Raw genomic sequence first — 24807 nt, 5'->3', positions numbered from 1 at the left:
CTATCATAAGTAAAAGGGGAAAACAACCATGGACAAGTTTGTAGCGTTTTTAGAAAATAATCTTTCAACACCGATGGCTAAACTGTCTGAGCAAAAACATTTACGGGCAATTCGGGATGGAGTGGTTTCTGCATTGCCATTCATCATCTTTGGGAGTTTGTTTTTAATCATCGCTTTCCCGCCTGTCGCAGCAGACTCGGCAATAGGTGAATGGTCTGCAAAGCACATAGCAGAAATTTTAATTCCATATCGGTTAACGATGTTCATCATGACGCTTTATATTACATTTGGTATAGGCTACAGTTTATCCCAAAGCTATAAACTTGATCCGCTATCAGGAGGCCTGCTCTCATTGGCTGCCTTCTTGTTCACAATCGGTGTAAAAACGATGGATGACGTGGGGTTTGTGCTGCCCATGACAAATCTCGGTGGCCATGGTCTATTTGTGGGAATGCTTGTATCCATTTTCGCAGTTGAAGTTTTACGGCTATGCAAGACGAAAAACATCACCATTAAAATGCCGGATTCGGTTCCAACATCCGTGGCCCGTTCCTTTGAAGCGTTAATACCGGTTTCGATCGTACTGCTAGTGATGACGTTCATTACCGTCGTGTTTGCAGTCGATTTACATTCCCTTGTCGATAAAGCGGTTGCACCGCTAATCAGTGCAGGTGACACTTTACCAGGTGTATTGATTCCAGTGTTTTTGATTACTTTCTTCTGGTCGTTTGGCATTCATGGCGTGTCTGTTGTGGGCGCCGTTGCTCGCCCGGTTTGGGAAGTGTATTTAGCGAATAACTCGGCAGCGGTTGCAGCGGGATCGACAATACCGCATGTAGCGCCTGAAACATTCTTCCAATGGTTTATTTGGATTGGTGGCTCTGGTGCAACACTCGGCCTGGTCATTGCAATGCTGTTAACGGCAAAATCGACCTATAGCAAAGCGATGGGGAAAGCAACGATCGTTCCAAGCATCTTTAACATCAATGAACCAGTCATATTTGGGATGCCGATTGTACTAAATCCGATCTTGATCATCCCATTCATCATAACTCCATTGATTGGTGCGACACTTGCCTATATAGCAACGTCCATAGGGCTGGTCAACCCTACATATGTAATGGTGCCTTGGACATTGCCTGCTCCGATAGGCGCCTATCTTTCAACAGGCGGTGATTGGAGAGCGATCATTCTTGTCCTGGTCAATCTATCAATCTCTGTAATTGTTTATCTGCCATTCTTTAAAATGTACGATAAAAAACTCTTGGCTCAAGAAAATACGGTAGAAACAACAGATAGCAAAAATATCGCTTTATAAGTGAGAGCAAAAAAGGGAGTTTGGAACGGAATGCTCCAAACTCCCTTTAATTAGGATGGAGAAGGTGGAGTACGATGAATACGACAACAAAAATTCACTTTTTCAGTTACAAAAGTGCATTTATCTTTTTCAGTTTCATTCTTGTTTTTAATTTTATCTTTAACGCATTGATGGATGCCCTCGGAATGGATAAGCAATTATCACTGTACTTAGGAAATACATGTGCGATCAGTGCAGGATTGACGATTGTCATATGTTTGGTTGAAGGTAAGTTTAAAAACAAGAAACAGGCGTCACTCTTATTTTTGTCTTTATTGGCAGTCAGCGCCGTTGTATGTCATGCAATCATCTATGCATAAAAGTAGAAAGTGGTGAGGGGTAAATGAAAGTGTCAAAAGGGTTGAAGGTAGCCACGATTGGAGGCGGATCCAGTTATACACCTGAATTAATAGAAGGTTTCATTAAACGTTTTGATGAGCTGCCGATTAAAGAACTTTGGTTAGTGGACATCGAAGCTGGAAAGGAAAAGCTGGAGATCGTTGGGACGTTGGCTAGGAGGATGGTCAAAAAGGCGGGCGTACCCATGGAGATCCATTTAACATTGGACAGGCGTCAAGCATTGAAAAATGCGGATTTTGTCACTACGCAGATGAGAGTCGGTTTATTGGATGCACGAGTCAAAGATGAGCGCATCCCATTGGAACTGGGATTGATAGGGCAGGAAACGAATGGAGCTGGCGGTTTGTTTAAGGGTTTGCGAACGATACCCGTTCTCCTTGAAATCGCCGAAGAAATGCAGGAGCTGTGTCCGGATGCATGGCTAATTAACTTCACGAACCCTGCCGGAATGGTGACGGAAGCACTTCTCCGCTACAGCAGCCATAAAAAAGTCATCGGGGTATGCAATGTGCCATTTAATATGCATATGTCGATTTCAAAAATGATGGGTGTTGATAGGGAGAGCGTACATATAGACTTCGCGGGACTGAACCATATGGTATTTGGGATTCATGTATACATTGATGATCGGGAAGTGACCGATGAGGTGCTCGAAATGCTCGCTAATCCGGAAATTCAGCTGACGATGAAGAATATTGCCCCGCTTCCTTGGAACAGGAGGTTCTTGAAATCATTAGGCGTAGTTCCTTGCCCATACCATCGCTATTATTACAAAACAAAAACGATTTTAGAAGAAGAGTTGGCAGCGTTCAAATCAGGGCAAACCCGGGCTGAAATTGTGAAAACATTGGAAGAGGGACTGTTTGATCTATACAAGGATGAAACCCTTGCCGTCAAGCCTCCGCAGTTGGAGCAACGTGGCGGGGCTTACTATAGCGATGCTGCGTGTAATGTCATTTCGTCCATTTATAATGATAAAAAGGACATTCAAGTTTTGAATGTCCAAAACAAAGGGGCGCTCGCCGAAGTTGATTTCGATTCAGCTGTCGAGGTTAGCTGTATCGTCACCAAAAATGGCCCAATCCCCCTGACTATGGGAAAACTGCCTGTCCCAATACTCGGCTTGATTCAGCAAATTAAATCATTCGAAAGAATAGGAGCGGAAGCAGCCGTTACAGGCTCCTATGACAAAGCGTTGCTCGCATTGACCATTAATCCGCTGATTCCCAGTGATGACCTGGCTGAAGAGGTTTTGCAAAAACTGTTGAAAGCACATGAGGAATACTTACCACAATTCTTCCATGAAAAGGCTTTGGCGGACATACAGGGATAAATCCAATCAACTGAATTTTTTTCATGAAAACATACCGATCATACTTTAACATAAATAGGAGTGTAGAAATATGTCAACTGAACTGAACAATAACGAAATGGAAATCTTTGAAATCATCTCACATAGTGGAAATGCCAGAGGACTGGCCTTTGATGCATTGACGGAAGCGGAAGAATTCAATTTTGAAAAGGCGGAAGAGCTAATAAAACAAGGTCAGGAAGAATTGAATTTGGCTCATAAGACACAAACCAAATTAATTCAAGCCGAATTGAATGGTGTTCCCAGTGAAAAGACTTTGTTGATGATCCACGCACAGGATCATTTAATGACGGCGATGAGTGAGCAAAAACTGATTGAACATATGATTCGGATCATCAAAAAATTAGCCCCGCAACAGTAATAAAGAAAGAGGTGAGACAAATGGGCAAACTAGGTATTTCCATCTATCCAGAACATTCAACCGTTGCAAAAGATATCGAGTACATTGCTATTGCACATAAGTACGGTTTCAAAAAGATCTTTACATGCCTGCTTTCAGTCGAAGGTGATAAAGAGAAGGTCATGAACGAATTCAAAGAAACGATTGTATATGCCAATCAATTGAATATGGAAGTGATGGTCGATATTGCGCCGCGGGTCTTCGGTACTCTAGGGATTTCTTATGACGATCTTTCATTTTTTGCTGAGCTGGGTGCATATGGAATTAGGCTGGATATGGGCTTTACAGGTAATGAAGAGTCGATCATGACACATAATCCATATGGTTTGAAAATTGAAATAAACATGAGCAATGCAACGAATTATTTAGAAAATATCATGAATTATAAACCGAAAAAAGAAAATTTGATCGGATCACACAACTTCTATCCTCATCGCTATGCAGGATTGAGCTACCCTCATTTTGTAAAATGCTGTGAATCTTTCAAAAAGCATAATATCCGCACGGCAGCCTTCATAAGCTCAAAGGCGGCGACTTACGGACCGTGGCCCATAACAGAGGGATTGTGTACATTGGAAATGCACCGGGAATTAGCCATTACCACTCAAGCGAAGCACTTGTTTGCAACCGGATTGATAGATGACGTGATCATTGCAAATGCCTATGCATCGGAAGCGGAATTGAAACAGCTTAGCATGCTCGATCGTGGATTGTTGACATTCAATGTAAATCTCCATGAAACCATAACGGATTTAGAGAAAAAAATCGTCCTGGAAGAATTTCATTTTTACCGTGGAGATGTGTCCGATTATCTTATCCGTTCGACTCAATCACGCGTCAAGTATAAGAATGAAGAGTTTAAGCCAACCTACACGCCTGATATTAAACGCGGTGACCTTTTAATTGAAAATGAGCTCTACGGACAATATAAAGGTGAATTGCAAATTGCGTTGAAAGATATGAAGAACTCAGGCAAAACGAACGTAGTGGGCCGTATCGCAGACGAGGAAGTGTTCCTGCTTGATCATTTGGAGCCATGGGGTAAATTCCAATTCAGTTCAAATTAATGGTTTAAAGGTGAAAAGGGAAGGAACAGTATACATTCCTCCCTTTTTTTAATGAATAGGAGAATGATATGAACTATATTATCGGTGTTGATGGCGGCGGCACTAAAACAGAAGCAGTTGCCTATGGAGTAGCGGGGAATATAATTAGTGAAAGCAAAGCCGGCTATGGTAATTTGCTCATAAATGAAGAACATGCGATAACGAACATCATCCAGGCCATTGAACAATGCAAGGCACCGATTGAAAATGGAAAATGCCTTTACATCTGTTTAGGATTAGCTGGATATGGCGGGGTGAAAAACCCACAAGGAATAAAAAGTGCATTAACGAAGGCGTTCAATATCCCTTTTACGATCGTTAATGATGGAATTATCGCCCATGCTGCCTTATTGAAAGGAAAAGATGGTGTTTTGACGATTTCAGGAACAGGAGCTGTAAGTATCGGAACCCATGATGGTGCCGTGGAGCAGGCTGGGGGCTGGGGACATCTCCTTGGGGACGAAGGCAGTGGCTATTGGATTGCGATGAAGGCATTCATCAATATGACAAAAGAAGATGACGAAGGCCTGGAGCAGAGCCAATTAACGGGAGCGCTTTTGTCAAAACTGGGCTTTCAACGTGTAGGGGATTTGAAAAAATTCATCTATTCCGCGACGAAGGCAGATATTGCCGCATTTGTTCCATTGATTGTCGAACAAGCAGAGGCAAGCGATGAGATTTCAGAGAAAATACTTATTCAGGCAGGATATCACCTTGCAAAAAATGCCCTCGATGTTTGCAGGAAGTTAAATGTTGGAGAGAATGTTACAATTGCAATGAAAGGCAGCATCCTGACCCAAGTCCGATTGGTTCAAAGCTCCTTTATCGAACATATCCAACTTGAAAAACCAGATGTGAATTTTATCGTGGATGAAGTATCATCAACGTTGGGGTGTTATTACATAGCGGTGAAGCATATAAGTTAAGACAAGGTCGAGGGAGCAATGATATGCACGTTGAAAATATTTTACTGAGAATTGAAAGTCTACTGAATCTATTGCCTAAATCAGAAAGAAAAATCGCCCAATATATTTTAGATAACCCTGCGGAAACCATAAGGATGACCATACATGAATTAGCTGCACATGCCGAGGCCAGCAGTTCGGCTGTGACAAGATTTTGCCGTTCCATAAAAGTGAATAGTTTTTCGGAATTGAAGGTATCTTTATCATCTCTTATTTCGCAACCGGAAAAAAAAGGCTTTCATGACATAGAACCTGACGAAACGATCGCCTCCATCAAGGACAAGATCGTTTCCAACTCTGTCCAGGCCATTCAAGAAACCGCACATTATTTGGATGAAGACGTCCTTGATCAAATCGTCGAAACCATGAAGGTGGCCGATGTCATTTATGTATATGGCCTGGGGGCTTCATGGCTGATAGCGGAGGACATCAGCCAGAAATGGTTGCGGCTCGGAAAAATCGTAAGTGCTAATCAAGATCCTCACATTACGGCAACAGCACTTGCTGCGGCATCCAAAAATACCGTTTTTTTCTGTATTTCCAATAGCGGTGAAACGGAAGAAATCCTCCAGCTTGTTGATATCGCTAAAGCATATGGTATCAAAACGATCGGCTTATCACGATTGGGCAACAATGGGTTGACCAAAAAAGTCGATATGCCATTACACCACGTACGGGCACCGGAAGCTAAATTTCGAAGTGCTGCAACAAGCTCGCTGTTCGCACAATTGTTAACGGTGAGTATTATTTTCTATGCGTACGTTTCAAAATATTATAATGAAAATAAAAACGGGATTGAGCGTTCGAGGGAATCTGTATTGAAATTCACCAAAAGAAATCAGGAAACGCCAGAAAAGTGAAGATTAACCTGCAAGAAAGATGTATCGTATGCTCGGGATTTGATAGGAAGAAACTGATTTCTTCGATAGTACAGAAGATTCCAGGTAGGATATTTTGGAAAACCTACATCACCTTGAAAGGATGTTGTATCCTATATGATCGATAAGAATTCGCCGCTTCCAATATACTATCAACTTGAAGAAGTGATTAAAAATGCAATTCAAACCCAACGATTACTGCCTGGCGAGATGATTCCTTCTGAACGGGAATACACGGAAAAATATGAAATAAGCAGGATGACGGTAAGACAAGCCGTAACCAATCTTGTGAACGAAGGATATTTATATAGGAAGCGGGGAGTAGGCACATTCGTTGCCCACCAAAAAATCGAGCAGCCCCTGAAAGGATTAACAAGCTTTTCCGAAGATATGCAGTCTAGGGGGCATGAGCCGAGTACACGTGTTATCCGGTTATCGGAGGTCCATGCTGATCGGGATCTTGCTGCCAAACTTGAGGTGGAGGCGGGAACGCCAATTCTTGAGCTGAAACGGGTAAGGCTGGCTGACCAATTGCCGATGGCTTATGAAACGGTTTATCTTTCAAAGGCGCTTTCACGGGGATTGACGGAGGAAATGGCCCTTACCTCCATTTATGGCTATGCAGAAAAAACGTTTGGCCTGAAAATTCAGTATGGAAGGCAATCCATCTCGGCCTCCATCGCACAAAAGATCGAGGCCGAGATGCTTGGGGTAGCCGTAGGGGACCCGGTATTGCGAATTGAACGAATTAGCAGGCTGGATACGAACAAACCGTTTGAAGTTGCCCATTCTGTTTACCGCGCAGATCGCTATAAGCTGACGATTGATATGGAGAGGTCATCGTAAGGGGACATTCCTTATTCAAGGATAATCGCTTTACCGTCCGCAACTATTCAATCACCCTAAATCCAATCAATGAAGGTGATTGATAGGAGAAGACCTTGCCTCACGTACTGTTCGACTCGTTTTCGATCAAAGCGCTACTTTACATTCATTCTTTTACTTTTTACATATTGTGAATAGTTCGCATCCGCCTTTTTTTGAAAGAGAGCAATATTCTTGCCGGACCATGTATCCGCCCGCGGATTTTCCGATCGTGTTTGGTAATAGGCTTTCATTTTTTGGTCATAGCTTTCTGTAAATTCTCGCTGCTCTTCTGCATCGCTGTTGTATTGATTTTCAAAATAAACCGCCTGTATCGGTAAACGAGGCTTAATTTCCGGTTTCTGGTCCGGGATGCCGATTGCCATTCCAAACAAAGGAATGACGTGGGAAGGTAGGTTCAATAGCTTGTCTATTTCCGGTAAATTCTTCGCGATGGCTCCGATATAGACGACTCCCAGTCCCATTGATTCTGCTGCGAGAGCGGCATTTTGAGCGGCTAACGATGCATCTATCGTCGCTATCTGATAGAACTGTGTACTTTCGAGCATGTCTTGCATGTTTTGTTTTTCCTCTTCAGAGGCCATGATCGTCAATCTATGTAAATCGGCACAAAATATTAGGAAGTGGCCATTGTTTTCAACATAGGTTAAGCCAGTGATCGTTCCGAGGTCTTTTTTTAATAGTGGGTTGGTTATCCCGATAATCGAATATGTTTGCATGAATCTGGAAGAAGGGGCCATTTGTGCTGCTTCTATGATGGTCTTCATTTGTTCTTTTGTCATGGCTTCATCCTTGAACTGGCGAATGGAGCGATGGCTCATTATCGTGTCAATGACTGGATTCATTAAGGCTACATCTCCTAATGGGCATTGGTATTTTTGTTTCCTGGAAACTATAATACCAATGCTTTAAATGGTTGTCAATATTGTTTCTTGGAAACAATACAGTTAGCTATGTCTTGATATATCGGTTAAATAAAATTATGATAAGTATTCAAAGGAGGTCTTTTTTTTATGAATGATTCTTCACAGAAAAAAATTATGGATTCTTTTATTAAATTAATGGAAAGAGAATCAGAGAATGACGAAGAAAAACAATGGTTAATGCAAAAAAGCAGTCATGATACCATCACCGACATGATAAAAGGAATGACGACCTTGATGCTGCATGTCCTCGATGGCATCGGTCGTTTTGAGCCCGTCAATGGGATCACGATTTCAAGACAGCTGAATATCCCTAAAGGCAGTGTATCAAAAATCACCCGGAAGCTAATGGCTAAAAAATTGATCAGGGCAGAATTTCTCCCCAACAATAAAAAAGAAGTGCTTTACCATACAACACTGTTGGGCCAAGAGCTTTTCAATCTTCATCAAGAATTACATAAGGAAATGGAAAAGAACTTTGGCCAATTTTTACAAAAGTACAGCGAAAGCGAGCTGCTAGTAATCTCCGCTTTTCTTCAGGATCTTGCCGGTACAACATTCGTAACCTTAGAGAAATAACCCTGTAAAACGGGAGGATTTAATCCCCAGCCTTTGTAATGGATACGAAGGCTTTTTTGCGTTTTCATCGATTATGAATATAACAACTTAGTAGCCATTGTTTTCAATTCCTGGATATGGTATATTGGTCCAGAACTTATTAAAGTTATTTAATAAGTGTGTAAAAGGGGGTGATGAACCAAATGGATGAGTTAGTATTTAAGCCAAAATCGATGAAAAAATCGATCCTTCATGGCATTCGTGCTGCTCTATTAGAACATGGAAGTGCTACAAAGGTTGAGCTCAGCGAAAAATTGGGAATCAGTTTCCCGACCATAAGTAAATTTCTGCGGCAGATGGAGAAGGATGGAGAACTGATTTTGACAGGTCTCGATGACTCCAGTGGCGGACGAAGAGCAAAAAGATATACATACAATCCGGAGTATAAGTTGGGTTTGGCCTTGTTTATGGAGGAACATGAAACGAATTATGTGGTCTTTAATTGTTTCGGGGAAGTGAAGGAGCAGGGGAGAACGGCACCTGCCTTAATGGATGGTGCATTTCGCTTCTTAACCAAAGACATAGAAGACCTCATGGATCACTATCCGCAGGTCAGCTCCATGGCAATCGGTGTGCCCGGTTCCGTAGAGAATGGAAGGATTTTTTTCATTCCAGGCTACGAGCATATTCAGGATTTTGATTTAAAAGGGTATTTTGAAGCTCATTTTTCCATACCGGTAGTCGTGGAGAACGATATGAATGCTGCAGTACTTGGCTATCACAATAATCGGAAAATCAAGCACGATCATTCTCTTATTTATGTATATTCCGGTCAAAATGGTCCAGGCGCAGGAATCATGATCAACGGGGGCGTGGTTCGAGGGAGCACTTATTTTTCGGGAGAGGTTTCCTTTGTCCCTCAGTATGATGACCGAAACTTTCTGCAAGCTTTGGCAAAAGGAAAGCAGACACAGAAGAAGGCCATTCGTGAGGAATATGAAATCGATGCGATCAGCAGGCTGGTGGCTTCTTTTACAGCCATCATCAATCCGAAAACCATCATTTTTTGCAATGATGAGGTGGACGAATCAATATTGGAACAGATTGCAGGAAGAAGCTCGACGTATATCCCGGAAAAACATCTTCCTGAGCTTGTCGCAAGTAATTGGAAACAAGACTATTTATACGGCTTACAAGTCCTTGGCCTTGATTTGATGATTACTGAAAAAAGTAGTTAAAAAGAGAAACAAATGTACGTGAATAAATGAACGGGAGGCGAATTCTACTATGGCTACATTTTTTTTGGTCATCATCTATTTGGCTTTTATCAGCCTAGGTTTACCTGATTCATTGTTAGGAGTCGCTTGGCCTGTGATGAGTGCGGAATATGGTGCACCGCTTGAGACGGCTGGATGGCTTTTTATGACGATTGCAGCCGGTACCATCGTTTCCAGTTTAGTCAGTGGAATCGTCCTTAAGCGGTTTGGAACCGGCCAAGTCACATTTGTCAGCTGCTTACTGACTGCGGGGAGCCTGCTAGGTTTTCATTTTGCTCCATCGGTTGTCTGGCTGGTCATATTCGCCATACCATTGGGGATAGGCGCAGGGTCTGTTGATGCTGGATTGAACAATTACGTGGCTACGCATTACAAAGCGCACCACATGAGTTGGCTGCATTGCTTTTGGGGAGTCGGGGCCACTCTTGGTCCCATCATTATGGCCCAGTCCATTTCAGGGGGGAATTCTTGGAGAAGCGGGTATCTTGCAATTGCCGGCATTCAGTTCGCATTGGTCATCATCCTTTTCTTCACCTTGCCTTTATGGAATAAAATCGCAAAAAACAGCGCTGCCGCGTCTTCGGAAAAGAAGGACGAACCGGCTGCTGCCTTGCTTGAAGAAGATGCTATACAAACAAAACCTTTGCGAATTAAAGGCGTGAAGCTTGCTCTGGTTTCCTTTTTGTTTTATTGCGGGGCCGAAGCAACAATAGGTCTTTGGGGAAGCAGCTTCCTTGTGAATGTAAAGGAATTGCCTGTTGATGTAGCGGCAAAATGGGTTTCGTTATATTATGCAGGAATAACGATTGGACGGTTCATTACAGGCTTCATTACATTAAAAGTCAGAAATCGCACGCTGATTCGAGTCGGTCAAGTGACAGCCTTGTTAGGAACAGCACTTTTATTATTACCCTTGCCGTCAGGCTTCTTGCTAGCAGGGTTCATCATGGTCGGATTAGGCTTTGCTCCGATATTCCCATGCATGCTGCATGAAACGCCAGCGCGATTTGGAAAGGAACATTCCCAGACCATCATGGGCTTTCAAATGGCCATGGCCTATACTGGCAGCATGTCCATGCCTCCTCTTCTTGGATTCTTCGCATCTCACACATCAATCGGGATTTTTCCGTTTTTCATTGCCTTTTTTGTGGCAGCGATGTTCTTGGGATCGGAAAAATTAAATGGTTTATTAAAAAAAAGGCGATCCGTACAGGGTGAACATTCGAATTCCATGACCCTGTAAACATGAAGGGGGTTGTTAAGGAGATTAAACAGAGGAGTCTTGAAATGGGAATAATATGGTGACTGGATAACGATTCATATACAGGCGATCCTTACTAAACACTGAACCTAATGGAATTTTTCATTCCCCTTCGCAAAACTGATGCCAAAGACAACTGTGCGTGCTCGTTTGACACAATTAGTGTCGATGATATAATTTGGTAATAAGAATGCAAGTTTGGATGGAAGGTAGGCTTACGATAATGAAACCACTGGAGCATGGAAGTGTAATACCTCTTTATCACCAATTAATGGAGAGGTTAAAGGGGTCAATTGAAAAGGGTCATTGGGCGCTCGGTGATAAAATCCCATCTGAAAATCAATTAATGGACCAATTTGGTGTGAGTCGGAACACTGCAAAAAAAGCTATTGAAGAGTTAGTACAGGAAGGAATTCTTTACCGAATTCAAGGAAAAGGTACCTTCGTGGCAAAACCAAAATTGCAACAATCATTGATGGGGTTTTACAGCTTTAGTAAGGTATTGAAGGAAAAAGGAATGAATCCCAAAGATATCATTCTAAAAATAGAGGAAGTCCATCCCACTTCAAAAATCAGGGAAGCGTTGCTGGTTGGGGAAGATGAGAAGGTAATTGAAATGAAACGCCTCCGTTGTGCCAACGATGAACCGTATATTTTGGAATCATCTTTCATACCGAAAAACGTGGTTTCCGATACGGAGCAACTTAAAAAAGTTGGTGAAGTTTCACTATATGATTTATTTTCACAACAATTCAATATCGTAGTAACCAGAGCAAAAGAATCATTTGAACCAGTTCTTATTCGTGCCGAAGAAAGTGAGCACCTCCAAACGGAAGAAGGTCTTCCTGCTCTGTTGCTTGAACGGACTGCTTATGATATCAATGGAAAGCCTGTGGAATTTTGTATTTCTATTGTTCGGGGCGATCGCTGCCGTTTTTATACAGAACTTACATAAAGATTCCATCACTCATAGCATTGTGTCTATGAGTTTTCTTATAAGCTAATAACTCCTAAACATACAAGAAGGACGAAATAGTAAATTACAAGGATTAAAGAATCATATTATGGTTTAAATTATTTAAGTTGTTGGGTTGACAGGTTAACTTACAGCGTATATATTTGTATTAGTTAAAATTTTCTGTCAATAAAGGAAGGTAAAGAAGACGATTTTTGCTGGAATCTTTTTTTTAATTTGACTTGTACCTACAACCCATTAACTTCGAATCCATAGTAAAAAGTAAAACTTCTCTTAAAACATTTTTAAGATGCAAAAGTATTTCTTAAAAGGATACAAAATTTGTTATCCTATTTAAGAAGGCTGAAAAGTACATAATTAAGAGGTGTTTTATTCGTGATAAGACTAAAGGATATTGCTGAACGGGTAGGAGTTTCTATCTCTACTGTTTCGAGAGTAATTCAAAATGATCAAACCAGAAATGTTAACCAGGAAACAAAAGCGAGAATTTGGGAAGCAGTTAAGGAGTTAGGGTATATACCAAATCAGCATGCCCGAAATTTAGTTGCTAATAAGCAAGAGAAGCGGAACATAAGAACAATGAAAATTGGATGGGTAGCCAATCCCAAACAAGCGGAAATTAACCCTTACTTTGCAAATATTTATACAGGCATTCGTGATGAATTAACAAATAATGAGTACAACTTGATTAGTATTACCAAGGATGAACTTGAAAATGAGGCCCTGCTTCTTAAGACCATTCATGATTCAGGAATTGAAGGACTGCTTCTAATCGATAAGATTAATGATCGTATTATCGAATATATTCAACAATATATACCACTAGTAGGGTTGGACTTTTTTTATGCAGATAAAAATATAGCGATTGTCGATTACGATCGCGAGGCTTCTATCAAAATGGTTGTTAAGTATTTAGTTAAGCAAGGTCACCACGATATAGGCTTTATTGGCGGAGGTGTTAATGAAAACTTTGAAGATTTGTATGCTGAACAACGGTTTAAAGGCTTTCAACGTGCCATGGAAGAAACCGGGCTGAAAATCCAACCTGATTGGGTAATGAATACCCGATGGAAAATGGATAATAGCTATGTGGAAATGAAAAAATTGATTAAAAAGGATCCGTTGCACCTGCCAACAGCTATGGTCTGTGCGAGTGATTTGATGGCGATCGCTGCCATGAGAGCTGCCAGGGAAAATAACATTAGAATTCCAGAGGACATCGCATTCTTTGGAGTAGATAATATTGAGATGGGCAAATATTCGTCACCCCAGCTGTCAACGGTAGATATCCCTAAATATGAAATGGGGAGAATGGCAGCTAAAACGATTATAGAAATGGTAGAAGAGAAAATTAAACTCCCGGTGAAAATCATCCTGCCATTTGAATTAGTCCTTCGAGAATCTTCTAACATAAAACGAACCTAAGCGGTTCTTTTTTTAAAACTCATTGGAAAACGTTTGGCGTAAATCGGGAAAATGAACGGAAAATTAAAGATAGGGGAATATGCCATGAAACAAATGAAAGCAATAATTATCGGAGCAGGTGACAGAGGGGGAAGAGCTTATGCACCATATGCCTTAAAGAACCCTAATGAATTAAAGATCACAGGTGTGGCAGAGCCGTTTAAAGAAAGAAGGATCAAATTTCAAAAAGAACATGATATTTCCAATGAAAATTGCTTTGAGTCGTGGGAGGAGGTATTCAATTTAAAAAGAAAAATAGCGGATATTGCCATAATATGTACACTAGATCGCCATCACTTTAAACCTACCATGAGAGCATTGGAACTAGGTTATCATGTTCTTTTGGAAAAACCGATGTCCCCAGATCCGATGGAATGCATAGAAATGGAACAAGCAGCGCAAAAATATAATCGAAATCTTACAATATGTCATGTATTAAGGTACACAGAATTTTGGTCAGCGATAAAAAAGGTTATTTCCACTGGGGAAATTGGAGAGGTAGTATCGCTGCAATTGAATGAAAATGTAGAAGTGATGCATATGTCTCATAGTTTTGTACGTGGAAATTGGAATAACAAAGAAAGAACGAGCCCCATGATTCTGCAAAAGTCCTGTCATGACATGGATATCATTTCTTTTGTAATAGGCAAGGATTGTAAACGTGTAAGTTCATATGGTTCGCTTATGCATTTTAAAGAAGATCATGCACCTAATGGAGCCCCAAAAAGATGTTTGGACGGTTGTCCAGTTGAATATGAATGTCCATATCATGCTGGCAGGTATTATCTTGGTGAAGGTAAAGGGTGGGCAAGGAAATTTACAGAAGATTATACGAATGAAGGAATCATAAAAGCATTACATGAAACTCCATATGGAAAATGTGTTTATCGTTCAGATAATAATGTCGTCGATCATCAAGTAGTAAACATGGAATTCGAAGGTGGGGCAACAGCGACATTTAGTATGTGCGGGTTTACAAGGGAACAAACACGTATCGTTCAAATAATGGGAACAAAAGGGGAAATACGTGGAAATATGGAGGAAAATAGTATTTCGATTTTTGATTTTCTCACCAAGCATGAAACGGTAATAAAATTTGACAATCCTATTGGTGGACATGGTGGTGGAGATAATAGCATCATGAGGACTTTTTTGAGAGAAATCCAGTTTGGAAATAAACAAGATAGCGTTTCATCTGCCTTAGCTTCAGTAAGAAGTCACCTTATGGCATTTGCTGCTGAAGAGTCGAGGTTAAATAATGGACAATCCATTAATATAGACCATTATTACCGTAGTTTAGAAGAAAATACTAAAAGTTAAGAACTTGGAGATTATAAAGGAAGTTTGTTCTCATCCAGGTTTTTAAACAAGATATCATCTGATGACTGAAGCTTTAAAAATAAAGAAATTACATCATGAGACTATTTTATTTAGTGGGGTGGTAAGCTATCAGCATTTGGAGGGGTTTCACAGTTATTTAATGGGAAATGTTTCAAGAGATGAAGAAAATGTAAGGGCTACCAAGGGGGAACTAAGCATAAAACCATCATGTCCTGGGAGTTTTTAGAATACTACTAACTTTATTTGAAGGAAGGGAAATATGATGAAAAAATGGCTAATGATAGTTTTTACCGCGATTTTAGGATTAATGGTGCTAGTTGGATGCAGTAATGACGACGCTGCATCAGGGGACGGGAATGTAGAAATCACTTATGGATTTTGGGATAAAAAGCAAGTCTCTGCCATAGATGAAGTTATCAAATTATTTAACGAAAAATATCCGAACATTAAAGTCAAAACGGAGATCACTCCTTACGGTCAATATTTCCAAAAACTTGAAACTGCTGCCACTGGTGCGGCGCTACCTGATGTTATGTGGATGAATGGGGCACATGTTCAACAATATGCTGAGGGAAAGGTAATCCTGCCACTTACTGATCTTGCAAAAAAAGAAAACTATAGCTTAGATAATTATCCGGAATCTTTAATTGATCTTTATACTGTTAAAGGAGATATATATGGTATACCAAAAGATTTTGATACAACAGGCTTATGGTATAACAAAAAAATCTTTGATGAAGCAGGTGTGCCATATCCAGATGACACCTGGGACTGGAATAAGTTAAAGGAAAACGCCAAAAAACTGACAGATAAAAATAAAGGTATTTGGGGCTATGCTGCTTTAATGGGGAACCAAGGTGGTTATTATGATTTCATTTGGCAAAATGGGGGTTATATCATTTCTGACGATGAAAAGTCTGTAGGATTCGATCAACCGGAAGCGATTGAGGCACTTCATTATAATACTAGTTTCATAAAGGAAGGATTATCTCCGACACAGGCTCAAATGACAGAAACAGCCGCTTCTGAATTATTCTCTTCAGGAAAAGTAGCTATGATGTTCGATGGACCTTGGATGTTACAAGAGTATAAGAATAATCCGGATATAAATGTTGCTGTAGTACCAAAAGGAAAACAGCGTGCAGTGGCCATTCATGGGCTAGCCAATGTTATAGCGGCTAACACAAAGCATAAAGATGCTGCATGGAAATTTGTCCAATTTCTTGGTTCTAAAGAAGCGGCAGAGATATTTGCCAAAACAGGGACGGTGATTCCAGCCTATAATGGTACACAAGAGGCTTGGGTTCAAGCCGTTCCAAATATCAATCTTCAAGCCTTTATTGATGGTGCTGATTATTCTGTTCCGCTGCCTAGTGTTAAAAATACCGGAGAAATTTGGCAGTACGAAACGGACGTTCTTAAAAAGGTTTGGAGCGAAGAAGAAAGTGTGGAAGATGCCGTAAAAGAGTTAACAGACAAGGCAGATGGGGCACTATCCAAGAAATAGAAAAATTGAAGGAGAGAAGATGTTTCTTCTCTTCTTTCCATAAAAGGAGTGAGAACGGTGCAGGAACATTCTCTACAGGCCGAGGTCAAAGCAAATTCAAAATTTAAGGTTTCTAACTTAACGAAGACAAGGAAAAGTTCAGACCTTTTTTGGGCTTATCTCATGATTGCTCCTACCATGTTAGGTTTGTTCATTTTCTATCTCTGGCCCATCTTTCAGAACTTTTACTTTAGCTTCACCGAATGGGGAGCCTTTGGTCAATATGAGTGGACGGGGCTGGATAACTATAAGCGCATGCTAGAGGATACCAACCTCATTAAATCATTTAAGAATACAGCGATATATATTATCTTTACTGTTCCCATCGGTATATTCTTATCTATTCTACTAGCTGTACTCCTGAATCAAAATATTAAAGGGAAATCCGTTTATCGCACATTATATTTCTTACCCGTAATCACTATGCCAGCTGCCATCGCCATGGTTTGGAAATGGCTATACAATTCGGATTACGGACTGCTAAACTATCTTTTATCTCTATTCGGAATCAAGGGCCCACAATGGGTAAGTGATCCGAAAATTGCTTTATATTCAATTATTGTCGTAGCAATCTGGAGTGGAATCGGTTATAACATGATCATTTTCCTTTCCGGATTACAAGGAATTCCGAAGTCCTATTATGAAGCAGCGGAAATGGATGGAGCTGGCCCGCTTAAGGTATTCTTTAATATTACACTGCCGCTGCTCTCCCCTGTTATTTTCTTTGTAAGTATCACGTCCTTAATTGGAGCTTTTCAAGTTTTTGATTTAATTTTCATGATGATTGGTAAAAGTAGTACAGCCTTGGAAAGTACGCAATCAGTTGTTTATCTATTCTATCAGCACGCATTCGTTTTAAACGATAAGGGATACGCAGCAGCAATCGCTGTTCTTTTATTGATAGTAATCTTGATTATCACTGCAATCCAAATGGTCTTACAGAAAAAATGGGTTCACTATGACTAAAGGAGGTAGAAACAATGGAAAGAACGAGGCAGCTTGTGACAAGTAAAACATTCCTTATCCATTTTGTGCTCATTTTGGGATCTGTAGCAATGGTCACGCCTTTTTTATGGATGATCTTAACCTCCTTAAAAACGTATGCTGAGTCCATTCACGTTCCGCCTATTATCTTTCCGAAGGACTTGCAATGGGGAAATTATATAGAGATTTTTGGACTTTTGCCATTTTTTAAATTTATGTTTAATACAGTTATTGTTACGGTCGTAAGGACAGCGGGGCAATTATTTTTGTGTTCGTTAGCCGCCTATGCATTCGCCAGGATTGAATTTCCGGGCAGGAATATCCTGTTTTTGTTAGCTTTATCCGTTTTAATGGTACCAGGGCAAGTGTTTTTACTCCCGCAATATATGATTATGGTTAAACTTGGATGGTTGAATACATTACAGGCGGTAATAGTCCCAGGAATGTTTAGCGCATTCGGTACGTTCCTGCTAAGGCAATTCTTTATGGGCCTTCCAAAAGAACTGGAAGAGGCGGCAAGACTTGATGGCTGTAACCATTTTCAAATTTACTGGAAAGTAATGCTTCCTCTCGCCAAACCTGGTTTGATCGCATTGGGTATTTTCACGACTCTTTGGAGCTGGAATGAATTGATGTGGCCAATGATTGTAAACAGTTCTCCCGAATCAATGACACTTTCAGTTGGATTGTCATCTCTTCAAGGTCAGTATTTAACGAACTACCCTATACTTATGGCAGGCTCCTTTTTAGCGATACTGCCCATGCTCGTATTATTCATCATCTTGCAAAAACAATTCATTGAAGGTATTGCCGTAACAGGCGGCAAATAAAGACAAGAATAGTTAAGGACAAAGGGGGCTAACCTTTAGATCGCATCATTTTAACCACCTTATTAGGTGGGGGTGACCCAATGAGTTTTCTTGATGGGAAATATATGCAGATGTATCGCCGTATAAAATTTCAAGAAAAATGGAAAGTCTTTATCGCATGAAAAACTCATAGTATTGGCTATGAGTTTTTCATAAGAATGACTTGTACCAACAACCCATCTTATTTAAGAGCGATGAAGGTTGAAAAAAGTAAAAAGCTTGGACTAAAAAGTAGGCGATCGAGAGGAATAAGGGGTGCAGGAAAATGAAACAGGCGATCGGCATTGATATTGGAGGGACTAAGATAACAGCAGGGATCATTACAGATTCCGGAAAATTGCTAATGCGTGAGGATATTGAAAGTGATCCTTCAGATCGGGAAAAAATGTTTGCTAGAGTCTTGGAAGCGGTGGAACAACTCTTTAAAAAAACCTCTTTTTCCTTGGCTGACATAGAGGGGATCGGCGTGGGTGTACCAGGTAAAGTGGATTGTGAGAATGGCATCGCTATTTTTCAAAATAATTTACCTTGGGACCAATTCCCCGTCATCGCTCGTTTACGAGAGCAATTCGGCTTTGAACGGATTAGCATTGACAATGATGTCTATATGGCAGCATTTGCCGAGTGGAAGGCTGCAAAGGAAAAGCGGAATGAAACATTTGTCTATGTGACGATTAGTACCGGCATCTCCTGTTCAATCATTCAAAATGGATCATTTTTCAGGGGGGCGGGATTTGCCGGGGAACTTGGGTTAATACCAGTACTTTTTAAGGCGAACAATGGGGAAAATAGGCGATTGGAAAACGTGGCGGCTGGACCGGCCATTAAAAAGCTGGCCAAAACGGAATTGCAATCCGACCAAATTTCCACCAAGGAAGTCTTTGAAGGCTATATAAAGGGAGCTTGTGAATTTCTACCCATCATCGAAGAAGTGACTGACAACTTAGCTCAAGGACTTTATGCGATTTCCTGTTTATTGGATCCACATAAAATGGTTTTCGGCGGCAGTGTAATCGTAAATAATCCCTTTCTGCTTAAGTTAATTAAAGAAAAGCTAAGAAGTTACCTATTACCTGAACAACGACATATTTTAAGCCAAATGAGCATCAGTACATTGAAGCAAGATAATGGTGTCGTTGGGGCAGGATTGCGCGTATTCGAGAGATTATAAAAGAGGAGTGTCTTGGATGTTTACACTTAATCAGGAAAAATTAGTTTCGTTAGGTGCATCGATTACAACAGATGAAATCAAGCAACAACCTGTTCTATGGGATGAAACCTATTCACTGTATACAAAGAAACGTTTAGAAATTCAATCGTTTTTACAAAAATTAGCTAAACAATATGATCGGATTCGTGTCATTTTTACAGGTGCTGGAACTTCTGCCTACGTGGGTGATACGGTTACACCCTATTTAAAAGGAAAAGTGGATGAAAAAAAGTGGGATTTGCTGAATATTCCGACTACCACATTAGTGTCAAACCCCTATGAATTTTTAAAAGCAGATTGCCCAACCCTATTGGTTTCATTTGCTCGAAGTGGCAACAGCCCCGAAAGTTTGGCTGCCGTAGAATTAGCGCAAAACATCATCACGAATTTTTACCAGTTGACGATTACTTGTGCAAGTGATGGAGAGTTAGCGAAAAGGGCAAAAGGTGACGAAGACAATCTTTTGTTGTTGATGCCCGAAAAAGCCAATGATCAAGGATTTGCTATGACCGGAAGCTACTCATGCATGACTCTATCAGCATTACTGGTTTTCGATACGCTGTCATTGGAGGAAAAGGGATCACTTGTAAGCACAATCTCTCAAATGGGAAAAACTGTTATTGGTAGAGAAGAAGATATCCAACAAATCATCGATCATGATTTTGAAAGGATAATTTATCTTGGCTCAGGGTGCCTAGAAGGCTTAGCGAGGGAAGCTCAGTTAAAAATATTAGAGCTGACGGCTGGTAAAATCGTAACAGCATTCGATTCGCCATTAGGTTTCCGTCATGGACCTAAATCATTTGTCAATGAAAAGGCGGTGGTTTTTGTTTTTGTTTCGAATCATCCTTATACACGTCAATATGATTTGGATCTGTTAAATGAATTGAAGCGAGATAACATTGCTAACTACATCTGTGCCATAGAAGTTGATGGGAAATCCAGATATGCTGGAAACTCATTTTTATTTAATAGTGATGCTCAATCCGTACCGGATGCTTACCTGGCATTGCCATTTGTCATGATTGGGCAAACTGTCTCACTGCTAGCTTCCATAAAAGTCGGTAATACACCTGATACACCTTCTCCGACTGGAACAGTTAACCGTGTGGTCAAAGGCGTAACCCTATACGAGTATAACAAAATGTAATGTCCTTGCGCATGTAGTTGTTTTATAGAATGAGAAGATTAGGCATGTCAACATATATTTTTGCCGATTGTATGATGGCTGGTGGTATGTCAGAAGGAACTTATCAATTGGGAGTATTACCTGTGGAGGTGGCTGCCTGTATGGAAAGGTGGAAGTTCAGCAGGCAGTGCTTTGCAATTGAAAGATGCCGTCAAAAATGTTGTCCAATGGGGTGTGGCCACCCCGGAAAAAGCCATCTATATGGCAAGTACTGCTCCTGCCAAAGTGTTCAATTAAATTACGAATGCGGGAAAATTGCAACGGGGTACGCAGCTGATTTTATCGTATTGAATTCAGGGCTTGATTTTACTTGCAACTTATTTGAAAGGTGTCTGTCGTTATCAAGCCTAATCAACAATCGGAAAGAGGGATGACGATGATTGTAGCTGTAACAATGAATCCCTCGGTTGACATATCCTACCCATTAAATCGATTTAAATTTGACGATGTCAACCGTGTAGAATCGGTGAGTAAAACGGCTGGTGGAAAGGGCTTGAATGTTGCCCGAGTGATCGCGCAAATGAAAGAAGATGTCATATGCACAGGGGTTGTAGGTGGAACGATTGGCGATTACATTGTTCAGCAATTAGATGGAAGGCATATTCGAAATGACTTTTTGAGAATCGAAAGTGAATCAAGAAATTGCATCGCCATCCTTCATGAGGGTATGCAAACTGAAATCTTAGAATCAGGACCGACATTATCTGAACAAGAAGGTATAGCTTTTCTTGAAAAATTCGAAGGTTTGATTACATCTGCTTCTCTAGTAACCATTTCAGGAAGTCTACCGAAAGGCTTACCGACTCATTATTACTGCAAAATGATTGAAATCAGTCATAAAAAAGGGAAACGTGTGATTGTCGATTCTTCAGGTGAATCGTTAAAACAAGTCTTGATGCATGAGAAAAAACCTTTTGCCATCAAGCCGAATACGGCGGAATTTTCACAGCTAATGGGGTTCGAAGTGGAAGCTGAAATCGTTGATTTGAAACGAACGTTAAGCCATAAGATTTTCGAGGGGATTGAATGGATTGTTGTGTCCATGGGAAGTAAGGGGGCTTTTGTCAAGCATGGGATGGATTACTATCAGGTTACGATTCCGGAAATAGATGTGGTCAACCCAGTAGGGTCAGGAGATGCGACCGTTGCCGGATTTTCTGTGGCCTTGAACCGAAATCAAAACGTGGCAACTGTGCTGAAAACGGCAATGACCACGGGGATGTTAAATACGATGGAAGCCGGAACCGGCTATATTAATAAAAACAAATTTAAACAGTACTTCGATTTCGTAAAAGTTGAAAAAATAGATTGAAAGAGGAGAATGCCGATGTTAGACCTATCAAAAAATAAAGTGGATGCTCTTAAACGTTTATCGGATGAAAATGGTGTGATTGGAGCATTAGCCATTGATCAACGTGGCTCATTAAAAAAAATGATTGCAACAGGTAATGCAAGTCATGTGGGAGATGAAGGCATCATTCGTTTCAAAAGATTGGTTTCTGAGGAATTAACACCATTTGCAACGGCCATTCTTTTGGACCCTGAATATGGTATGCCAGCGGCAAAGGTCCGTGACAAGAAAGCCGGTTTATTAGTAGCCTATGAAAAAACAGGCTACGATGCGTCAGACGTGGGACGGTTACCTGATTTACTACCGGAATGGTCAGTGAAACGCTTGAAGGAAGCCGGCGCCGATGCGATCAAATTCCTCCTGTATTATGATGTGGATGAAGAAGAAAAAATTAATAACGCTAAACATGTTTATATGGAACGTGTTGGATCCGAGTGTGCGGCTGAAGATATTCCATTTTTCTTGGAAATTGTAACTTATGATGCTAAAAACGAAGATGTGAAAAGTAGAGAGTATGCAAAAGTGAAACCGAATAAAGTGATTGGGGCCATGAAGGAGTTCTCCAAACCCCAATACCAAGTGGATGTATTGAAGGTTGAGGTTCCGGTAAATATGAACTTTGTCGAAGGGTATGCGGAGGGAGATGCTGTTCACAGTAAAGAAGAAGCTGCCTTTCTTTTCAATGAACAAAGTAAAGCAACTGAACTGCCCTTTATTTTCTTGAGTGCTGGGGTGAGTGCAAAACTATTCCAAGAAACATTGAAATTTGCCAAAAGATCCGGTTCCACCTTTAACGGTGTATTATGTGGACGGGCAACCTGGAAGGAGGGCGTGTCACCTTTTGCCATAGAAGGAGAGCAAGCAGGCCGCATCTGGTTACAAGATACTGGTAAAAGAAATATTGAAGAACTGAATGTCGTTTTGAAAGAGACAGCTAAATCCTGGTTTGGGAAAATAAGCGCTTCAACTTGAACCGATCGCCTTTTATTGAAGACTGCAACTATTGTTTTATATACTAATGAACCGTATTCAAATGTTTGACATCATTTTTGCTTAGATATGGAAAATGGAGTCTTCAAACATTAAACCAACAAGACCCAAAGAAAGTTGGGATACAGAAGTGATGGAGTTTTATTTATATGTTGAAAAGTTGTACTATCGCACATTCTTGCCTTTTTCATCTATAAGGAAAATAAAAAGCCTGTATCCAATTTGGATCAGGCTTTTTGCTAATGTAAGGCTTTCATAATTTTTTACGTGCTTCCACCTTCGATAAGAGTGACGGGGAGGCATGTTTCCAGCGGCAGATCGTTGAACTCCCCTTCAATTTCTTTTAATAAAATATCGATGGCCGTCTTTGCGATTAAATCAATCGGCTGTTGAATCGTTGTCAATTCCGGTAATAAAATCTGACCTGTTTCCGTACCATCATATCCGACAACTTTCAATTGCGATGGTATGTCTTTTTTGCGTTTTTTAGCTTCAGCCATTACGGAAGCCGCGATTAAATCATCGCTTGCAAAGATACCATCCACCTCGGGCTGTTCATCAAATAGCTTACAAATCAGCTCCCGATGGATCATCTGGTCAAATGTATTGGAAACTTCATATGTAATGGGTGTTCTTCCATTTTTCATCATGATATCTTCGTACGCTTTTCTCCTTAAATTTGCGGGCGTTTCCAGTTCAATAGGGCCATTAATATGAAGAATATGCTGGCAGCCCTTTTTCAATAATAGTTCGGTGGCCTGTTTTCCGCCGTCATAATTATCAGAGCCAACGACAGGAATCGTTTCTGATAGGTAATGGTCAACCGCAACGACAGGGAAATTTTCCCGATGATAATTCATGACCCCTCGGTTATAGGTTACGACGATTACCCCATCGACCTGATTTCGCAGCAGCATTTCAAGATATTTTTCCTCTTTGTCCATTCGGTTGACACTGTTGCAGAGCAATACCTTATAACCGAATGAAGCGCAAATGCTTTCAATGTGGAAGGAGAGTTCACCGAAAAATGGGTTACTCGTTTTGGGGACGATCAGACCTATGATATTGGTTCGTTTATTGAAAAGAGAACGAGCCAAGTCGTTAGGGATATAATTGATTTCCTTCATTGCCTTGTATACATTGTCTTTCGTTTTTTGACTGATGTAACCGCGATTATTCAAGACACGTGAAACCGTTGTCCTTGAAACGCCTGCAGCTTCTGCTACATCATCAATGCTGGGCTTCATTTCCATTCCTCCCATCTTCTAAATTACCATTCATATTGTACCTACATTTTTCTTGAAAAGTAACTGTATAAGTTTTATTTGCGTTTTGATAACAATGTGTCACTTGGTTTAAGAAGTATTTTTCAGCAAGCTGTTTCTGGCTTGGTTATCGTATGGTTTCCAACTTCATCCTCTTTTTGAAGTTTACCATAAAATTTAAATTTTTCAAAAAAAACATGTCAACCGATTGACATATGGTACCGGTTGACATAAAATTCTAGTTGAAAGCGCTTTTATCGATGGATTCATAAGAAGGGGG

The 24807-nt window shown here is 40.6% G+C and carries 23 protein-coding genes and 1 pseudogene; 22 read left to right on the top strand and 2 right to left on the bottom strand.

Annotated features, from left to right (window positions below; all coding sequences use genetic code 11):
* Positions 1 to 28: 28 nt before the first annotated feature.
* From MHI53_RS14325 to MHI53_RS14290, 8 genes are all read left to right on the top strand, one after another.
* A complete protein-coding gene (locus tag MHI53_RS14325) occupies positions 29 to 1318 on the top strand; it encodes a PTS sugar transporter subunit IIC (RefSeq protein WP_061144185.1) in 1290 nt (429 codons plus the stop codon).
* Between the two features lie 74 nt (positions 1319 to 1392).
* Positions 1393 to 1677, top strand: coding sequence for a hypothetical protein (locus MHI53_RS14320; protein ID WP_061144184.1), 285 nt, complete (start codon positions 1393 to 1395; stop codon positions 1675 to 1677).
* A gap of 23 nt (positions 1678 to 1700) precedes the next feature.
* Positions 1701 to 3050, top strand: coding sequence for a 6-phospho-beta-glucosidase (locus MHI53_RS14315; RefSeq protein WP_061144183.1), 1350 nt, complete (start codon positions 1701 to 1703; stop codon positions 3048 to 3050).
* A gap of 70 nt (positions 3051 to 3120) precedes the next feature.
* Complete coding sequence (locus MHI53_RS14310; protein WP_061144182.1) at positions 3121 to 3450, top strand: PTS lactose/cellobiose transporter subunit IIA; 330 nt, start codon at positions 3121 to 3123, stop codon at positions 3448 to 3450.
* Positions 3451 to 3470: 20 nt separating this feature from the next.
* Complete coding sequence (locus MHI53_RS14305; RefSeq protein WP_061144181.1) at positions 3471 to 4556, top strand: MupG family TIM beta-alpha barrel fold protein; 1086 nt, start codon at positions 3471 to 3473, stop codon at positions 4554 to 4556.
* A 68-nt stretch (positions 4557 to 4624) separates the two neighbouring features.
* The gene (locus tag MHI53_RS14300) at positions 4625 to 5521 is read left to right on the top strand and encodes a BadF/BadG/BcrA/BcrD ATPase family protein (RefSeq protein WP_061144180.1); all 897 of its coding nucleotides are present in this window, start codon (positions 4625 to 4627) and stop codon (positions 5519 to 5521) included.
* Between the two features lie 23 nt (positions 5522 to 5544).
* Entirely contained in the window at positions 5545 to 6420 is an 876-nt protein-coding gene (locus MHI53_RS14295) for a MurR/RpiR family transcriptional regulator (RefSeq protein WP_100531498.1), read from the top strand.
* 135 nt (positions 6421 to 6555) lie between these two features.
* Positions 6556 to 7284: a GntR family transcriptional regulator gene (locus MHI53_RS14290; protein ID WP_340371597.1), complete on the top strand. Its 729-nt coding sequence runs from the start codon at positions 6556 to 6558 to the stop codon at positions 7282 to 7284.
* Between the two features lie 134 nt (positions 7285 to 7418).
* On the opposite strand, the gene nfsA is transcribed toward MHI53_RS14290, so the two are convergent.
* Positions 7419 to 8168, bottom strand: a complete 750-nt coding sequence (gene nfsA, locus MHI53_RS14285) for an oxygen-insensitive NADPH nitroreductase (RefSeq protein ID WP_061144177.1) — start codon at positions 8166 to 8168, stop codon at positions 7419 to 7421.
* Positions 8169 to 8336: 168 nt separating this feature from the next.
* Between nfsA and MHI53_RS14280 the strand changes: the two genes are divergently transcribed.
* From MHI53_RS14280 to lacD, 14 genes and pseudogenes are all read left to right on the top strand, one after another.
* Complete coding sequence (locus tag MHI53_RS14280; RefSeq protein ID WP_061144176.1) at positions 8337 to 8825, top strand: MarR family transcriptional regulator; 489 nt, start codon at positions 8337 to 8339, stop codon at positions 8823 to 8825.
* A 182-nt stretch (positions 8826 to 9007) separates the two neighbouring features.
* Complete coding sequence (locus MHI53_RS14275; protein WP_061144175.1) at positions 9008 to 10042, top strand: ROK family transcriptional regulator; 1035 nt, start codon at positions 9008 to 9010, stop codon at positions 10040 to 10042.
* Positions 10043 to 10091: 49 nt separating this feature from the next.
* A complete protein-coding gene (locus tag MHI53_RS14270; RefSeq protein ID WP_340371596.1) occupies positions 10092 to 11324 on the top strand; it encodes an MFS transporter in 1233 nt (410 codons plus the stop codon).
* Positions 11325 to 11565: 241 nt separating this feature from the next.
* A complete protein-coding gene (locus MHI53_RS14265) occupies positions 11566 to 12297 on the top strand; it encodes a GntR family transcriptional regulator (RefSeq protein WP_340371595.1) in 732 nt (243 codons plus the stop codon).
* A 396-nt stretch (positions 12298 to 12693) separates the two neighbouring features.
* Positions 12694 to 13743, top strand: a complete 1050-nt coding sequence (locus tag MHI53_RS14260; protein ID WP_340371594.1) for a LacI family DNA-binding transcriptional regulator — start codon at positions 12694 to 12696, stop codon at positions 13741 to 13743.
* 84 nt (positions 13744 to 13827) lie between these two features.
* Positions 13828 to 15102 carry a Gfo/Idh/MocA family oxidoreductase gene (locus MHI53_RS14255; protein WP_340371593.1) on the top strand — a complete coding sequence of 425 codons (1275 nt, stop codon included), beginning with the start codon at positions 13828 to 13830 and terminating at the stop codon, positions 15100 to 15102.
* Positions 15103 to 15385: 283 nt separating this feature from the next.
* Positions 15386 to 16630 carry a sugar ABC transporter substrate-binding protein gene (locus MHI53_RS14250; RefSeq protein WP_340373688.1) on the top strand — a complete coding sequence of 415 codons (1245 nt, stop codon included), beginning with the start codon at positions 15386 to 15388 and terminating at the stop codon, positions 16628 to 16630.
* Between the two features lie 57 nt (positions 16631 to 16687).
* On the top strand, positions 16688 to 17635 hold the full coding sequence (locus tag MHI53_RS14245) for a sugar ABC transporter permease (protein WP_061144170.1): 948 nt from the start codon (positions 16688 to 16690) through the stop codon (positions 17633 to 17635).
* A gap of 14 nt (positions 17636 to 17649) precedes the next feature.
* A complete protein-coding gene (locus MHI53_RS14240; RefSeq protein WP_100531507.1) occupies positions 17650 to 18483 on the top strand; it encodes a carbohydrate ABC transporter permease in 834 nt (277 codons plus the stop codon).
* A 304-nt stretch (positions 18484 to 18787) separates the two neighbouring features.
* Positions 18788 to 19693, top strand: a complete 906-nt coding sequence (locus MHI53_RS14235; protein ID WP_340371592.1) for an ROK family protein — start codon at positions 18788 to 18790, stop codon at positions 19691 to 19693.
* Positions 19694 to 19709: 16 nt separating this feature from the next.
* A complete protein-coding gene (locus MHI53_RS14230; RefSeq protein WP_061144167.1) occupies positions 19710 to 20882 on the top strand; it encodes an SIS domain-containing protein in 1173 nt (390 codons plus the stop codon).
* Positions 20883 to 20938: 56 nt separating this feature from the next.
* A pseudogene (locus MHI53_RS14225) lies at positions 20939 to 21272 on the top strand (amidohydrolase family protein); the annotation flags it as partial.
* A gap of 25 nt (positions 21273 to 21297) precedes the next feature.
* On the top strand, positions 21298 to 22233 hold the full coding sequence (gene lacC / locus MHI53_RS14220) for a tagatose-6-phosphate kinase (protein WP_340371591.1): 936 nt from the start codon (positions 21298 to 21300) through the stop codon (positions 22231 to 22233).
* Between the two features lie 15 nt (positions 22234 to 22248).
* Positions 22249 to 23244 carry a tagatose-bisphosphate aldolase gene (gene lacD / locus MHI53_RS14215; protein ID WP_340371590.1) on the top strand — a complete coding sequence of 332 codons (996 nt, stop codon included), beginning with the start codon at positions 22249 to 22251 and terminating at the stop codon, positions 23242 to 23244.
* A 281-nt stretch (positions 23245 to 23525) separates the two neighbouring features.
* Here lacD and MHI53_RS14210 read toward each other — a convergent pair whose 3' ends face one another.
* A complete protein-coding gene (locus MHI53_RS14210) occupies positions 23526 to 24509 on the bottom strand; it encodes a LacI family DNA-binding transcriptional regulator (RefSeq protein ID WP_340371589.1) in 984 nt (327 codons plus the stop codon).
* Positions 24510 to 24807 lie beyond the last annotated feature (298 nt).

Source organism: Peribacillus sp. FSL E2-0218 (genome assembly GCF_037992945.1).
GTDB lineage: Bacteria > Bacillota > Bacilli > Bacillales > DSM-1321 > Peribacillus > Peribacillus simplex_B.
Note: the sequence above shows the minus strand (reverse complement) of the source record. Positions and strands in the feature narration are given on the sequence as shown.